Here is a 15,771-nt window from a genome sequence, read left to right on the forward strand (position 1 = left end):
AAACCGAAAGGAGGAGGCATATGCTGATTGCAGCCATGGTCGAGAGGCTTGGCATCATCGTGACGATAGCCTTTGTGATGACGAGGATCAGCTTCTTCCGTCATTTGATTGAAAAGCGGACCCATGTGAAGAAATCCCAGACACTTCTCCTCATCCTGCTGTTTGGTTTCTTCGGGATCGTTGGTACATATACAGGATTGATCGTGAATCCGTTTCAGGAAGAATATACGAAGTGGCAGTGGCATCTGCAGCAGAATGAAGCGATCGCGAACTCACGGGTCATCGGAGTCGTGGTAGCGGGGCTCCTCGGTGGTCCGTGGATCGGTCTAGGTGCCGGATTGGTCGCGGGAGTCCACCGTTATTTCCTCGGTGGCTTTACGGCTTTCTCCTGCGGAATCTCCACGGTTTTAGCCGGATTACTGGCAGGCTGGATCGGGAAACGGGAAAAAAAGAACCGACTCGTCTCCCCGCAAAAAGCATTTCTCGTAGGCTTCCTGGCAGAAGGAATGCAGATGCTCCTCATCCTTCTTCTGTCAAAACCATTTGCTGACGCTTCTTTACTGGTGTCTGATATCGGTTTGCCGATGATTCTAGCAAATGGGATCGGAACCGGGATATTCCTACTCATCATCAAAAGTGTTTTTTATGAAGAAGAACGTATGGGAGCGGCTCAATCACAAAAAGCGCTCCGTTTAGCCGACAGCACGGTGAAATATATGCGCAGAGGGCTGAATGCCTCGTCAGCCCAGGCCACATGCGAAATCCTCATGAGGGATGTGAATGCGTTGGCCGTTTCCATAACCAATACATCCCATATCCTCGCTCATGTGGGACTGGCTTCAGACCATCATCATGAAGGACGGCCGATTCAAACCGAAGCGACGAAAAGGGTCATCGAAACCGGGGAGATGATGAAAGTGGGACGGGAGGATATCCAGTGTGACAGGACCGGTTGTCCACTCGGAGCAGCTATCATGGCCCCTCTTCTAAAAGGAGATGAGATCGTCGGAACCCTTAAATTCTATTTTCACTCGGAAAAAGAAATTTCTCCGATCCTGATGGAATTAACGAAGGGGATTGCGACCCTCCTTAGCCATCAATTGGAGCTGGCGGAAATCGATACTCATAAAGAACTCGCGAAAGAATCGGAAGTAAAGGCACTGCAGGCCCAGATCAATCCTCACTTTCTGTTCAATACGATCAATGTGATTGTGTCGTTGACCCGGATCAATCCGGATAAGGCAAGGACCCTGTTGATTTCCCTTTCTCAATTCGTCAGGCAGAATTTGACGGGGAGCACAAAGTCCACGTCCACCCTTAAAGAAGAAGTACAGCACGTGAAATCGTATCTCGCCATTGAAGAAGCGCGGTTTTTTGACCGTCTCGAAGTGGTGTATCAAGTGGAAGGTGAAGCCTTGCAGACAAAAGTCCCATCCATCACCCTGCAGCCCCTTGTGGAAAATGCCGTCAAGCATGGTATGAGGAATGTAGAAGAGGGGTTTGTGTTGAAAATTTCGATTGCTGAGAACGGGGAAGAAGTGACCGTACGCGTTGAAGATAACGGAGCAGGGATCGATGAAAGCAGAGTGCAAACCCTTTTGACACAACCTGTGGAATCGGAGTCGGGTACGGGCATCGGTCTCTACAATGTGAGCAAACGCCTGCAAATGATGATGGGGAAAGAAGCCGGACTGTTGATCTCATCTTCAAAAGGAAACGGGACCACCGTTGAATTCTCTATAAGGAGGGAAAGGGAATGAAAGTCGCAATCATCGATGATGAACCCTATAGCCGTGAGGAGATGAAACATCTCCTGGGTAGTTATCCATGGGTGGAAGTGGTCGGAGAAGCAAGTTCAGCAGAAAAAGGGCTGGAAATCATTTTGACAAAAGAACCGGACGTCCTATTTCTTGATATTGAAATGCCCGGTATGAGCGGAGTGGATCTCGCGGAAACGCTGCAAAAGATGAAGAAAAAGCCTGAAATCGTCTTTGCCACGGCCTATCCGGATTATGCCTTGAAAGCGTTCCGGGTAGAAGCTATTGATTACTTACTTAAGCCATTTGAAGAGGACCAGCTTGCCCAGACGATGGAAAGACTCAAGCACTTATTGAAAGTGGAAGAAAAAGAGCCCCGAGAAAGTGCATCCATGGGCAAACTGGCAGTCCAGGATGAAGATAAGATCGTGTTCATCCATCCTCAAGACATTCTCTATATATTCCGTGAGGAGAGGGAAACGTTCATCTGTACGGAAAAAAAGAAGTATACGTGCAGGCTCCCAATCAAGGATCTTGAAGCAAAGCTCACTACCTATCCATTTTTCCGGGTCCACAAAAGCTACCTCGTTCAGCTGCCATTTGTGGAAGAATTGATCCCATGGGGGAGTGGCGTGTATCAGCTGAAGGTACACGGCGCGGATGAAGCGATCCCTGTGAGTCGGAACTATGTGAAGGAGCTGCGGGAGCGGTTGGAGTTGTAGAGTTTGCCGTGTGTACCAGGTACAATGAGTCGTTTTTGTACCTGGTACACTTTTTTTGTTGCGATTTGGTGTTTTATACGATGCACGTCAACACCCTCTCACCACACTTCAACCTTAATTACCGACATCTTAAACAGAATGTGACGAATCTGTGAAAACGCTTGCTATAATGAAAGCGTATTCATAAATGAACGAAAGGGGATCATAAGCATGGTCACATTTCTGGTCTCGATTGTTGTCTTAATCATAGGTTACTTCACATATGGAAAATTAATTGAAAAGATTTTTGGTATTAATGAAACACGTTCAACGCCTGCATATGCAAAGGCGGACGGAGTCGATTACGTTCCAATGGACACGAAGCGGAACTCCATGATCCAGCTATTGAACATCGCTGGTGTCGGCCCGATCTTCGGTCCAATCATGGGAGCATTATACGGACCGGTTGCTTTCCTTTGGATCGTACTCGGGGCGATTTTTGCCGGAGCGGTTCATGATTATTTAACGGGAATGATTTCGATCCGTAACGGGGGAGCTCATTTACCGGAGCTTGCAGGAAGATTCCTTGGTAAAACAATGAAGCATGTCGTGAACGCATTTTCGATTCTTTTACTAGTATTGGTTGGTACGGTGTTCGTTACCGCGCCTGCCGCATTGATTGCGAACCTGACACCCGCATGGATTTCACTTGGTGTAATCATCGCTGCGATATTCATTTATTATATTGTCGCAACATTATTGCCGATCGATAAAATCATCGGTAAAGTATACCCGCTATTTGGAGCACTTCTTCTCATCAGTGCGGTGGGTATCGGAGCAGGGTTAGTCATCACGGGAGCAGATATTCCTGAGGTTTCCTTAACGAATATGCACCCTGATTCCGTTGCTATTTTTCCATTATTATTCTTGACGATTTCATGTGGAGCCCTTTCAGGTTTCCATGCCACACAGTCACCGATCATCTCAAGAACGACTCAAAACGAAAAGAACGGACGCAAAATTTTCTACGGTATGATGATTCTAGAAGCGATCATCGCCATGATCTGGGCAGCGGCAGCCATGAGCCTGTTCGAGCCTGGTGAACTGAATACCATCCTAAAAGAAGGCGGACCGGCAGCAGTCGTAAGTGAAGTGTCTGTTCTGATGCTTGGTTCCATCGGTGGAACACTTGCCATCCTTGGTGTCATCATCCTGCCGATCACATCCGGTGATACGTCATTCAGGAGTGCACGTATGATCATTGCCGACTACATCAAAGTCGGACAAGTGAAAATGTCCAACCGTCTTTGGATTGCGATTCCATTATTCGTGATTTCAGTTGTCCTGACTCGCATGGACTTCAACCTGTTATGGAGATATTTCTCATGGGCAAACCAATCGACAGCGATGATTGCTCTATGGGTAGGCGCCATGTACCTCGGTCTTCAAAAGAAACCGCACTGGGTCGCAACGATCCCGGCGATCTTCATGACAATGGTGACGTTCACGTACATCCTGAGCGCTCCGATCGGATTCGGGCTTTCAATGGGAATAGCTTACATGGGTGCATCAGTTGTAACCATTGTGGCGATCCTGGCCTTTATCTACACATTGAGAAAGCGCTTAAACGATGGTACGGTCATCCAGGTCGACGAAGAAGTTCCACAGCCAGCAGCGTAATTGGAGAGTTTTCCGGTTATTACCGGGAAACTCTTTTCTTTTTTTGCACAAAATAATGATGATTCACAAACTATATCGTAGGAGTGATTCAGCATGACAAAGAAAACGAAAAAAGACGGCGGCACAAAGCAAAACGGTAAACACACACCGAAACAAAAAACATCCGGTTCTGCAAACGGTCAGAACGGATATCACTAGACAATCATCGCCAATCCTTCACGGGTTGGCTTTTTTTATTTATAGAGCAGATGTCTTTATTCTGGAGGATGGTTTATAATGGAGATAGTTTCAAAAATTTAGTCGTCTCAAAAGGAGATCCCATTATGTCGAATAATGAACAACCAATACAGCCAGAAAAGAAAAAAATCAGCCTGCAGGAAGCCATGAAACAGCAGCTTGCCAAGAAGAAAGAAGCCCAGTCAGGCGGCAAGCAAAACACAGGAGGACTTGCATCCAATCAACGCATGCAAAGTCAGCAGACGAAGAAGCCCAGCAATACCCGCCGTAAAATGGGAAGCTAATGGGAGAGGAGCGCTCGGAATTGGGAGTGCTCTTTTTTTGTTTGTGGGGATCAATTTGAGGGGAGAGAATTGTCGGATTTTGTAAAATTGCAGATATATCGCGAATATGGCAGATAAAATGATATTTCGGCAGATAAAAGTAAAATATGGCAGGTAAATCTTCAATATGGAAGATAAATCCTGGATATGGCAGATAACCATACAAGGAACGGGTACCAGGTCTGAATTTATCTCTCTATAATTAATAATCTCCGCACTGAAGCACATCTAAAATCTAATCTTTCAAAAAAATCAAACCTTTTCCCCTACATAATCGTCAAAGTATTAGAAAATGGAGGTGATTTCCCATTGAATGAGGATATAGCCTACGAAATGAATAAGTCTAAGGATGACTTGCTCGAAGAAGCGATGTGTCTATACGGTAAAGAAGTGTTGTATATAGCGTATTCCTACGTAAAGGATTACCGTTTAGCTGAAGATATTGCCCAAGAGGTGTTTATCCGGTTTTATCAGCGGTATGATTCGTTTCGACATGAATCCTCTTTAAAGACATGGATCATTCAGATTGCAATCAACCAGAGCAAGGATCATCTCAAGAAATGGGAAGCGAGGAAGCTGCTGTTTACGAATAAACTACATGGCATGTTGCATGAGTTCGCTGGTAATGATGCCCAATCCAAAGTCATACATAAAGAAACAAGCAGAGAGCTGCATAAGAAGTTATTGTCCCTTGCGGTTAAGTATAGGGAAGTTCTGTTTCTGTATTATTATGAGGAACTTAAGATTTCAGAAATTGCAGGATGCTTGGAACTTAACATCAATACGGTTAAGACGAGATTGAAAACAGGAATAGATAAACTGCAAAAAATGTATCCAAAAGGGGTGCCTTATGATGGATAGGGAGCTTCAGCGACAGATTAGAAAAATGACGGATGAAGGATTGAGAGGATTTGATTTTAACAACAGCATGAAGGAACGGGTGAGGAATAGCGTAGAAGACGGGGAACCCAAAAAGGAATATCGCCGCAGATGGTATGCCCCCCTTGTCAGTTTGATCATCATCATGATCCTTGTATTTGTGTTTGCTGTAGTGAAGGGGGAGCAATGGGGTGTCTTTGGGAACGAAAAGCTAAGTGGTTTCTTTACCAATAAGGCTAATTTTGATGTGGAGATACAGTACGGTGGGGGGATGGTGATAAGTACATTTTCTGACTCTATCACCAGCGAAGATGGAGAGAGTAAAGAGTTGATTTTCACAGAGGAGGAAATCAAAGAGATATATACAGTTGTGGAGAGTTTGGATGTGAAAGAAGAAAAGCATCTTTCGGACGGAGACAGATGTGCGATCCAACCGAGTCGAAACTACATGATGAAAATAAGGATGAATCGTGACCGGTATGAATTCCTATATTCAGACTGCAATACGAATGCTGATGCCAGGGAACTCGATGAACTCCGTGAGCTTATCATTGACATTATCAAGAAAAAACCAGGATATGATGAATTGTTGGAACAAAAGTTTATTATGTGATCTTTTCATTTACACCACCGCCCCATTCATGCTACCATTATAAAAATTTCAAAAAAATGCCATGAAGAGAAGAGTAGATATCCAGAATTCTTCAACAGAGAGCCCCGGCAGCTGAAAAAGGGCAGGAAGGACGATATTGAACCAAGACTCTGAGCAGCGCATCGGAACCGATGAGGGGATGGTGTGACGGGAGCTCCCGTTGTAGAGCTAGGGTATACGTCAAAGAACCGTACCCGAAAAGGCCGGTATGGTGACATATTCGGCGAACTGGGGTGGCACCGCGATTTGAAATCTCGCCCCCAAGATAAACGTCTTGGGGGTGGGATTTTTTTGTTTCACAAACACAATCGCGGGGAGGAATAGTGTATGAAAAAATGGAAGAATCCTTTATTGCTTTTGCTGGGGATCGGGATTTCAAATATCGGCGGGTGGATTTATTTAATTGCCCTTAATTTAATTGTATTGGATGAATGGGGATCGCCCATGGCGGTTATTTTGTTATATGTGTTGAAGCCGGCGGGAGCTCTTTTAACGAATGGATGGGCAGGAAGTTTGATTGACCGGGTAAATAAGCGGAACCTGATGGCGACCCTGGACTTTTTCAGGGCTGTGCTGATTGCTGCGTTACCGTTCCTTTCGACAGGGTGGTGGATGTATGTGGTCGTGCTTTTCATCAATATGGGGAGTGCGATCTTTTATCCAGCGGCGATGACGTATATCACGACCTTGATCCCGGGGAACGATAGACAGCGGTTCAATGCTCTTCGGGGACTGATTGGGTCCGGTGCGTTTTTGATAGGACCGGGGATTGCCGGATTGATGTTCATGATGGGGACTCCGACGTTTGCCCTTTATCTGAATGCCATGGCTCTTCTGTTATCGGGAGTGATCACCCTCTTTTTACCGAAGCTTGACGATCGTTCTGCGGTTCATACAACCGGTACCAAATGGGAGATGATCAAGGCAGATTGGAAGGTTGTATTGAACTTTAGCCGCCGCACAGCCCTTGTGATGGTCCTCTACATTTTGTTTACCGGGATGCTGGTGATGACAGCTGCGATCGATTCCCTTGAAGCCGCTTTTTCAAAGGAAGTCCTGCACCTTTCAGACAGCACGTACGGATATCTCGTGAGTATTGCAGGTGGAGGATTCGTCCTGGGGTCACTCCTGAATACGGCGCTTTCTCATAAGCTTCATCATATGCACCTGATGGGAGCAGGCTCTTTGGTCGTTTCCCTAGGGTATATCATCTATGCTTGCTCATCTGACTTCCTGACAATTGCGATTGGATTTGCTCTTTTATCCTTCGCTCTTGCCTTTGCGACTACAGGATTTGAAACCTTTTATCAAGAACATATTCCTGTGGACATCATGGGCCGGGTGGGCAGCCTTTATGGATTGCTTGAAGGAGTTCTCGTCATTCTGTTGACGGTTCTGATCGGAGTCGGAGCAGAAGCTCTTTCAATTCGAGGTGCCGTGGCAGGAGGTTCCCTTTTCATGCTATTGATTACGCTGATATTGAATATGTGCTTGCAAAATAATTCTTGGAAAAAACAGTTAAAACAACATTCTGAATGTTATAATAAATAAAAACACACTCATACAAGGGGGTTCGCGGATGAAGATGACAGTAGATCAGTATTGGGACAGATGGGAAGAACTGATGAACCGGGTAGAAGCGAGCTTTGAGAAGTGGGATGACTTGGAGGATCTGTTGTTCATTGCCCAAAAAGAAGGGGATCTATATAAGGAGTTCTGCTGCCGGTTCGGGATCATGGGGACTGTCAACTACCTTGGGGAGTACGAGGAGTTATTTGATCATTTCGAGTGGTGCAGCGACTTCTTTTATGATAATGAAGAGAATCTTGAGGAGTGGGTGGAAGACATTCTGTGGATGTATAAGTGGGTGGCAGAGCATCTGGTGAAGATGCCTGGTATCGAGATGGAGATCTTAGATGACTTTTTCACTGACTTTAAAGACGCATATGACCGTTATGGATATAGTCTTCGCCCTTATTATCAGCATTTGCATAAACGAGCTTTAAAAACCGGCGAAATGGAAGAAGCCCATGCCCACTATCTCAAATGGACCGCTGCTGAACGTGATTCCCTTGCAGATTGTGAAGCGTGTGAATATCAGACGGAGCTTGAGTATTATTATATTACGGGAGAAATCGAAAAAGCGGCTCCCATAGAAAAGCTTTTATTATCCAAGGAAGTGACCTGCGGTGAAATTCCCCATCTGACGTATAGCAAGCTGCTTCTTCCTTATTATAAGCATGGGAAGGTGGAGGAAGCCCGACGTTATCAGACCGAGGGATATTTCTTTATTTACGATAAACCCCACTTCCTGGTGGAAGCATCCGAACATATCCGCTTCCTTGCATTAACAGAGCCTCTTAAGGGAATAAAGGTACTTGATCGTCACATCGAGTATGCCGATAGCGGGAAGGACCCGTATGGGATGTTTTATTTTTATATGAGTGCGATCGTCCTTCATCGCAAGCTTTTGGAAGCCGGGCATCGTCCGGGTTTTGCGGTGGATGTGATGAGTGAGGTGGCAGAGGAGATCGCGGCGGATTTTGATGCGCGGAATGGGAATGATTTTTATGAAAGAGAGATGGAGAGGTTTTATTTGCTTTAATGTATATTGACACCCCCATCAAATCTCTATATAATCATCTAAAATAACTGAAACATTGAAGAGGATCAGTAAAGGGATCTTGTCTTTTCAGAGAGGGAGCTAACGTGGTGAAAAGCTCTCATTGATGAACCTTTGAACCTGCCTCTAAGTTCTGTATCGAATGAAGATATCAGCGGTCCGAAACCGTTATCATGGAATGAGTGTAAAGCTTTGCTTTGAATCAGGGTGGTACCGCCAGAAATGGTCCCTGATGAGAAGCAGGGCTTTTTTTGTTTCCGTCTGGTGGTTCGCTGATATATTTGAGATTTCGCTGATCAAATGAAAATTTCGCTGATATATCCGGAAAATCGCCGATAAATTGAAAGTTTCGCTGATATATCAACATTTTCGCCGTTATATTCGTGATTTCGCTCGATAAAATCGCGATTTCGCCGTTAAATCCAAATTTTCGCCGATAAAATCAATTTATCGCCGTTAAATACAATCCAACGAAAAATGAGGTGCTCAAAATGGCTAAAGAATTTGTTAAAGATGTAACGGGCATGGAGGAAGACTTCGCCCAATGGTACACCGATGTCGTCAAGAAAGCGGAACTCATCGATTACTCAAGCGTCCGTGGTTCGATGATCATCAGACCTTACGGGTATGCGATTTGGGAGAATATCAAGGATGCCCTTGATGCCAGAATCAAAGAAACCGGGCATGAAAATGTGTATATGCCTTTGTTCATTCCAGAAAGCCTGTTGCAAAAGGAGAAGGATCACATCGAAGGATTCGCTCCGGAAGTCGCGTGGGTGACCCATGGAGGGGATGAGGAGTTAACGGAAAGACTTTGTGTGCGCCCTACGTCCGAGGTGTTATTCGGTGAGCATTACAAAAACATCATCCATTCGTATCGCGATTTGCCTAAGCTTTACAATCAATGGGCCAATGTTGTCCGTTGGGAGAAGACGACCCGTCCATTCCTGCGGACATTGGAGTTCCTGTGGCAGGAGGGGCATACGTGCCACGAGACGGATCAGGACGCCCACGACGAAACAGTGAAGATGCTTGAAGTGTACGCAGAGCTTTGTGAAGAAATGCTGGCGATTCCAGTCATCAAAGGCCAGAAAACAGAGAAAGAGAAATTTGCCGGTGCGAAATATACGTATACGATCGAGAGTCTGATGCATGACGGAAAAGCCCTGCAGTCAGGGACATCCCATCATCTGGGTGACGGGTTTGCAAAGTCATTCGGCATTCAATTTACAGACCGCGATGGGAAGCTGCAGCATGTTCAGCAAACATCCTGGGGACTCACCACCCGCATCATTGGGGCGATGATCATGGTTCACGGGGATGACCGGGGTCTTGTGGTGCCGCCAAGGATTGCACCTACACAGCTTATGATCGTACCGATCGCCCAGCATAAGGAAGGCGTCCTTGATTTTGCCTATGATCTGAAAAGTAAGCTGGCAGCCGTTGCCCGTGTCGGCATAGATGCGAGCGACAAAAAGCCTGGCTGGAAGTTCAATGAATATGAAATGAAAGGCATCCCACTTCGCCTGGAAGTCGGGCCACGTGATATCGAGAACGGACAGGTGGTGCTGGCGAGACGCGATACCGGTGACAAAATCACGGTCGGTATGGAAGAACTGGAAGGGAAAGTTGCTGAACTTCTGGAAGACATCCAACAAAATCTCCTGGAAAAGGCGAGAGTTCACCGTGAAGAAAAGACGACGGTAGCCAAGGACTTTGAAGAGTTCAAAACGATTGTAAGCGAGAAAGGCGGCTTCATCAAAGCGATGTGGTGCGGGGATCTGGCCTGTGAAGACAAGATCAAGGAAGAAACGAGTGCCACTTCACGCTGTATGCCGTTTGAGCAGGAGCAGGTATCCGATACGTGCGTGTGCTGTGAAAAGGATGCGAAACATCTGGTGTATTGGGCAAAGGCATATTGAGAAAAGGTAATATCTTTCTTGTATTGTCGATAGTCAGTAGTGCCATGATGGTGGCACTGGCGTTTTTTCAGTGGGATCTCGTTCACATTCTGACACCGTTTTTGATGCCGTTTCTTTGGTTGGCGGTGGCAGGTATTTTCCTTGTCACAGCCATCTTCTCCATCATTGCTCTATTCAAGAAGCAGGGATGGAAGCCGGTGCTCATTCAAGCTATGACCGTGATCTTCATCATCTTTTTCCCAATTAACAAAGTGGTACTGAATTTGGATTTTGAAAAACATCGTAAGGAGCGGGATGCGGTGGTGAAGAAAGTGATGGAAGGTACGCTCACTTCCAACGTCTCCTACAATGATTCCGTCATTCATCTCCCGGAGGAATATGGTGCGTTGTCTAAAGGAGGGGGAGACATTGTGATTGATAAGCGGAATGATGAAATGCTGATTCTCTTCTTTACCTTTCGTGGATTACTGGATAGCTTTTCAGGATTTGTCTACTCATCTTCAGGGGAGAAACCCCGTTCAGGAGACTTTGGAGGAGATTTCATCGAGATAGAACCACTGGCTGAACACTGGTATTTTGTGCGTTCCGGATAAAAAAGGACTTTCGAACCTTTCCGTACTTTTTCTTGCTAAAGCCTTCTTTTTCCTATGTTTCTTTAATAAATATAGGTAAAGGAGGCGTCGATTATATGGATGTAGGACTTATCATCATTTTTTTCATGGTATTCGTGGTAATCAGCCTATGGATCGTGCATTCCAAGCTTAACCGGATCACCGAGCATGTGAAGCAGATGGATGAGGAGTATTTATCCGATGAACAGATCGAGAAAGAATTAGAAGAAGAATGGTATAAAGATAAATGACGATGAAGGCGTTTCTCGTAAAGAGGGGCGCCTTCTGTTTTGAAAAAAAGAGCTATCATTCCAGTTGGGTGGTTGGTACTATTAAACATATAAGGTGGTGAGGGGCATGGAGACTTTGGTCATTGTTGTGGTCATCGTACTTTCCCTTTGGTCGATTACCATCACGATTGAAAAGCAAACGGGGAAAATGTTGGAAAGTCATCGCGCGCAAATAGAGCTTTTAAAAAAGATACAATCGAAATTGGATGAGAAATAGGCGTACATAAGGGATGGTGCAGGAGATGAAGCATAAGGACTTAACCATAGAAACACCGCGACTGGTGATCAGGCCCTTCGTAAACAGCGATTATGAAAACTGGTTAAGGGAACATCTGAACAGGCTCCCGTCACAGCATAAATATGATGTGGGATATCAGGATATGAGCGAGTGCACGGAGTTCTGGTTCCGGGAGATGCTTGAGAAGCATGACGAAATGATCGATGGGGATCAAGTGTATATCCTCGGAATTTTCCGGAAGGAGGATGAGGCAAATATCGGGACCATCGATTTCTCGACGCTCATGAGGTACAACTTCAATTGGGGAAGGGTCGGATATACCCTTCATAATCGTCACTGGAATCGTGGGTACGGTAAGGAAGCAGTGAAAGCTGCCCTTCAGCTTGCGTTTGTGAAATTGAATTTTCACCGGATTGAAGCCCATATCAATTTGGATAATACACCGTCGATCCGCCTTGCGGAAGGTGTTGGGATGCAGTATGAGTGTACGAGGAAAGGGTTCATTTATGAATTTGGGGAATGGACGGATAATCTGGTGTACTATGTGAATGCAGGGGAATAAATAAAAGGCCGGAATCGCTATGATTCCGGCCTTTTCCTTATTGTTGCAAACCTTCAATCGTCATGTCTTTAACAGGCAGGAAGGCTTCACCTGTATCCATATACGTGACATTCACTTTGTCATTTTCCTTCAGGTAGATGGCAAGTAAACTGTTTTCGGAAGAAACGATATAGTTCTTTCCGTTGTCGAGGAGGAAGGACACGACGGTGTAGTCACCGGATTTTTCTTTGTAGACCCGGACGACCGTACCGTTGGCTTTTTTCTCCTCTGCTTTGGAACTGCCGTCGACACTTCCACCGCCTCTTTGCAGGGCAGTTTTATAGGCTTTCAATGCCTGGTTCGGGGTGCCTGCGTAAGCAGAGATTTCAGGATTGGCGGCCGACACGATGAAGTAGTTCTGCAAGAAACCATTCGCATCGAGTACCGGAGTCAGCCAGCTTGCTTCACCGTAGAAGTTATAAAGAACCGGCATCTCGCCGTCCCATTTCTTTTCGATAAATTTCTTCTGGATGATCTGCAGGGCACCTTGTGAATCCATATACGATTCTTCCAGATTTCCTGTGTAGAATGTCGCTTCTCCGGTTCGTGAATTGGTCAGAGAGTATCCGAGCATGGAATCGACGCCTTCTTTTGGCGATGTGAAATCGGTGAAGTAGTACATATCACCATTTTCGTCGAAGATCGGGCTCACGTTCGCTTCCGTTCCTTCATCTGAAGGAAGTTTCACGTCAGATTTTCCGAAGCGGCTGTTCCAGAAACCTTTAACATAATTACCGAAGTAGCTGTTTTGAAGGCTGACCGTTTCTGGGGAAACTGCGCCGTCGATGAATGCCGGCACGTCTTTAATGGCATAGGATTTCGTTTTCCCTGTCTGAGGGTCAACCATGACGATTCCTTCCACTTCGAATCCGTTACGTGCCGAGATGAAATCCCCGTAAGTCTGGATATAAAACGGTTTTCCATCATCGTCGATTTCAAGCTGAACATCCCCGTTGAAAATCTCCTTCGGATAATTCAAACGGATATGACGCTCGATTTTCTTATTGAAGAAAGCAGAAGGTGTATACACCATTTCTTCTTTGATGAACTTAGGGTTCGCGTTTGAATCCGTCGCACTCAGCTTGAAGTATCCAGGAGTTTCATCCCCCTTAAGCCATTTGAAGAAACCGGAGAATTCAACAGGCGCGATGTACACATACTCCCCATCGACCTTCTGGATCTGCAGATTGCCGAGCTCATAATAACTCGTATTCGGTACTTGACCGAACGCTTTCTTCATTTTATTCCGGGCGAATTGTGGAGGGACGCTTGCCGGCGTTTCCTTTTCATCAAAAGCTTTGATCTCTGTTTTGATCTCCATTTTGGCCGATTCGAATTTCTTATCGGCATTGAAGACGAAGGCTGTCATGAAATATGCACCAACGCAGAGGGTTGCCAGAAACAGAAGACCTTTCACCATTCGTTCTTTTCCTGTTGAAAATGCGGCCCCGAATCCTGACGCAATGATCAGGAGGATCCACATGCTCGTAAAGTTCTGATCGAGATTCGTCAGGTAGTAGAAGACAAATACTACAAGAGAAGTAATGATGAGGGTCGCTCCGAACAGGGCCGGGAAGGATGGATACCCCTCTTTTTTATGTTGTTTTTTCATGATGGTCATTGGTACGAGCAGCAGCGCCATGACCAATCCGACAATCAGTGAAAATAATAAAATGTTTCCCATAATGTTCCCCTTTCAAGGTTGTGATTCTGTTTATAGTGTATATACGGATGAGGGGGTGGGGAGGTTTCACTTGTTTTTTGGGGAGAGTGATTGGTTTTGACTGAGCGCTCGGTCAAAGGATGAAGAGGAGTCATTGATGTCGAGAAATGTAGAATGGCAGATAAAATCGGAATTTGGCAGATATCCCTCTAGAACGGCAGATAAAAAGAGATTCTGGCAGATAAATCACCAGAAAGGCAGATAAAATGAAAATTTGGCAGATATCGCTTTCTGGAGGCTTCGTTCATTAGGGAGGTCGGCTGCAAATATGATCAGAAGCGCTGAACGATGGCAACCCGATTACCACTACCATATACCCAACCCAATCTTCATCCGCTATAATAGGAAGAAGCAACCATTCAGGAGGAAGTTATGGATATTTTTGATATTGCGAGGCTTGCGGGGGTGTCGCGGAAGACGGTGCAGCGGGTGTTGAACGATTCCGATCAGGTGCGGCCAGAGACCCGTGAGCGGATCATGAAGATCATGGAAGAACATCAGTATCAGCCGAATGTGTCAGCGCGACGGCTGGTGAAGAAGAAGACCCATACGATCGGATTGTTCATCATTCAGGATCCACGGAAAGACCGGATCTATTCGGATGATCTTTTTTACAGCGCCGTGATTGGGGCAGTGATCAATGCCTGCTCTCTCCGGGGCTACAAGGTGCTCGTGACGATTACCGAATTGGATGATCCGTCTCCGGTGATGAAGCTGTACCGGGAGAAAAGTATCGATGCAGGCATCATTATCAGCTGGAGCAACGTACAGCCCATTGTGGACAATATCCTGTCGGCCGGCTTTTTGGTCGGGGTCTTCGATCAGAACAATCTCACCGAGCGTACACCTTCCATTCCGATGCCGATACTGGAAAATGAAAAGGGGGCGATGGAGGCGGCGAATCACTTCATCCAGCTTGGACATGAAGATATCGCCATCATCACAGGGGATGAAGACAATCATGCTGCAAGGGAGCGACTCAGTGGATTTCGGAAAGCATTGAAGGCAGCGGGGATCCCAATAAAGCCTGAGTACATATTTAAGGGAAGATTTATGGAAGAATCGGGACGGGAAGCGGTCCACCATTGGATGGACAAGGGGATGCTGCCGTCTGCCATCGTCTGTTCCAATGATCATATTGCCTTTGGTGCCCTCAAAGCATTGAAGGAGGCAGGACGGAATGTTCCACAGGACGTTTCCCTCATCGGCTTTGACAATATCCTGCTGACGGAATACACGTCTCCTTCCCTTTCGACCATGAATGTGCCAAGAGTGGAGATGGCGGTTTCTTTGGTAGAACAGTTGATACACAGGGTCGAAGGAGTACCGGATGAAAAGATGAAGCCGTTTCAAGCGACTCTCGTAAGCAGGGAGTCCTGCCGTAAAAAGTAAGCCTGATTCCCCTTGGGAACGGGCTCTTTTTTTGTAGAAAATGAGATTGTTATTGTAAAAAAATGTTGTCAATCCATCGTGAGGGTTTTATAGTTATATACAAATGTCCCACGTGAGACATAAACAAATACAGGAGGCGTTC

15 protein-coding genes and 2 other annotated features are annotated in these 15,771 nt (G+C 45.9%); of the genes, 14 read left to right on the plus strand and 1 reads right to left on the minus strand.

Annotation, left to right across the window (positions count from 1 at the left end; genetic code table 11):
• Nucleotides 1-20 precede the first annotated feature (20 nt).
• From ACIGG7_RS01365 to ACIGG7_RS01425, 13 genes are all read left to right on the plus strand, one after another.
• Nucleotides 21-1,760 (plus strand): LytS/YhcK type 5TM receptor domain-containing protein, encoded by a 1,740-nt coding sequence (locus tag ACIGG7_RS01365; protein ID WP_397548470.1) that lies wholly within the window; start codon nt 21-23, stop codon nt 1,758-1,760.
• Nucleotides 1,757-2,479 carry a LytR/AlgR family response regulator transcription factor gene (locus ACIGG7_RS01370; RefSeq protein WP_224942066.1) on the plus strand — a complete coding sequence of 241 codons (723 nt, stop codon included), beginning with the start codon at nt 1,757-1,759 and terminating at the stop codon, nt 2,477-2,479. Before ACIGG7_RS01365 ends, ACIGG7_RS01370 begins: the two co-directional genes overlap by 4 nt.
• 210 nt (nt 2,480-2,689) lie before the next feature.
• Nucleotides 2,690-4,138 carry a carbon starvation CstA family protein gene (locus ACIGG7_RS01375; protein WP_397548471.1) on the plus strand — a complete coding sequence of 483 codons (1,449 nt, stop codon included), beginning with the start codon at nt 2,690-2,692 and terminating at the stop codon, nt 4,136-4,138.
• Nucleotides 4,139-4,461: 323 nt separating this feature from the next.
• Nucleotides 4,462-4,659: a hypothetical protein gene (locus ACIGG7_RS01380; protein WP_224942068.1), complete on the plus strand. Its 198-nt coding sequence runs from the start codon at nt 4,462-4,464 to the stop codon at nt 4,657-4,659.
• 348 nt (nt 4,660-5,007) lie between these two features.
• The gene (locus tag ACIGG7_RS01385) at nt 5,008-5,559 is read left to right on the plus strand and encodes a sigma-70 family RNA polymerase sigma factor (RefSeq protein WP_397548472.1); all 552 of its coding nucleotides are present in this window, start codon (nt 5,008-5,010) and stop codon (nt 5,557-5,559) included.
• Nucleotides 5,549-6,190, plus strand: coding sequence for a hypothetical protein (locus tag ACIGG7_RS01390; protein ID WP_397548473.1), 642 nt, complete (start codon nt 5,549-5,551; stop codon nt 6,188-6,190). The genes ACIGG7_RS01385 and ACIGG7_RS01390 overlap by 11 nt, the downstream gene beginning before the upstream one ends.
• Before the next feature lie 52 nt (nt 6,191-6,242).
• Nucleotides 6,243-6,494: a binding site (T-box leader), on the plus strand.
• A gap of 62 nt (nt 6,495-6,556) precedes the next feature.
• Nucleotides 6,557-7,780 (plus strand): MFS transporter, encoded by a 1,224-nt coding sequence (locus ACIGG7_RS01395; RefSeq protein ID WP_397548474.1) that lies wholly within the window; start codon nt 6,557-6,559, stop codon nt 7,778-7,780.
• A 28-nt stretch (nt 7,781-7,808) separates the two neighbouring features.
• Nucleotides 7,809-8,834 (plus strand): hypothetical protein, encoded by a 1,026-nt coding sequence (locus ACIGG7_RS01400; protein WP_397548475.1) that lies wholly within the window; start codon nt 7,809-7,811, stop codon nt 8,832-8,834.
• Nucleotides 8,835-8,880: 46 nt separating this feature from the next.
• Nucleotides 8,881-9,086: a binding site (T-box leader), on the plus strand.
• A gap of 257 nt (nt 9,087-9,343) precedes the next feature.
• Complete coding sequence (gene proS, locus ACIGG7_RS01405; RefSeq protein ID WP_397548476.1) at nt 9,344-10,774, plus strand: proline--tRNA ligase; 1,431 nt, start codon at nt 9,344-9,346, stop codon at nt 10,772-10,774.
• Nucleotides 10,771-11,367 carry a hypothetical protein gene (locus ACIGG7_RS01410; protein WP_397548477.1) on the plus strand — a complete coding sequence of 199 codons (597 nt, stop codon included), beginning with the start codon at nt 10,771-10,773 and terminating at the stop codon, nt 11,365-11,367. The genes proS and ACIGG7_RS01410 overlap by 4 nt, the downstream gene beginning before the upstream one ends.
• Before the next feature lie 95 nt (nt 11,368-11,462).
• Nucleotides 11,463-11,636: a hypothetical protein gene (locus ACIGG7_RS01415; RefSeq protein ID WP_224942075.1), complete on the plus strand. Its 174-nt coding sequence runs from the start codon at nt 11,463-11,465 to the stop codon at nt 11,634-11,636.
• A gap of 106 nt (nt 11,637-11,742) precedes the next feature.
• Complete coding sequence (locus ACIGG7_RS01420; protein ID WP_397548478.1) at nt 11,743-11,892, plus strand: hypothetical protein; 150 nt, start codon at nt 11,743-11,745, stop codon at nt 11,890-11,892.
• Nucleotides 11,893-11,917: 25 nt separating this feature from the next.
• Nucleotides 11,918-12,475: a GNAT family N-acetyltransferase gene (locus ACIGG7_RS01425; RefSeq protein ID WP_397548479.1), complete on the plus strand. Its 558-nt coding sequence runs from the start codon at nt 11,918-11,920 to the stop codon at nt 12,473-12,475.
• A gap of 37 nt (nt 12,476-12,512) precedes the next feature.
• On the opposite strand, the gene ACIGG7_RS01430 is transcribed toward ACIGG7_RS01425, so the two are convergent.
• Nucleotides 12,513-14,198, minus strand: a complete 1,686-nt coding sequence (locus ACIGG7_RS01430; RefSeq protein WP_397548480.1) for a hypothetical protein — start codon at nt 14,196-14,198, stop codon at nt 12,513-12,515.
• Nucleotides 14,199-14,609: 411 nt separating this feature from the next.
• On the opposite strand from ACIGG7_RS01430, the gene ACIGG7_RS01435 reads away from it, so the two are divergent.
• Nucleotides 14,610-15,629 carry a LacI family DNA-binding transcriptional regulator gene (locus ACIGG7_RS01435; RefSeq protein WP_397548481.1) on the plus strand — a complete coding sequence of 340 codons (1,020 nt, stop codon included), beginning with the start codon at nt 14,610-14,612 and terminating at the stop codon, nt 15,627-15,629.
• Nucleotides 15,630-15,771 lie beyond the last annotated feature (142 nt).

It is taken from the genome of Rossellomorea sp. NPDC077527, from assembly GCF_044542955.1.
Classification (GTDB): Bacteria; Bacillota; Bacilli; order Bacillales; family Bacillaceae_B; genus Rossellomorea; species Rossellomorea aquimaris_E.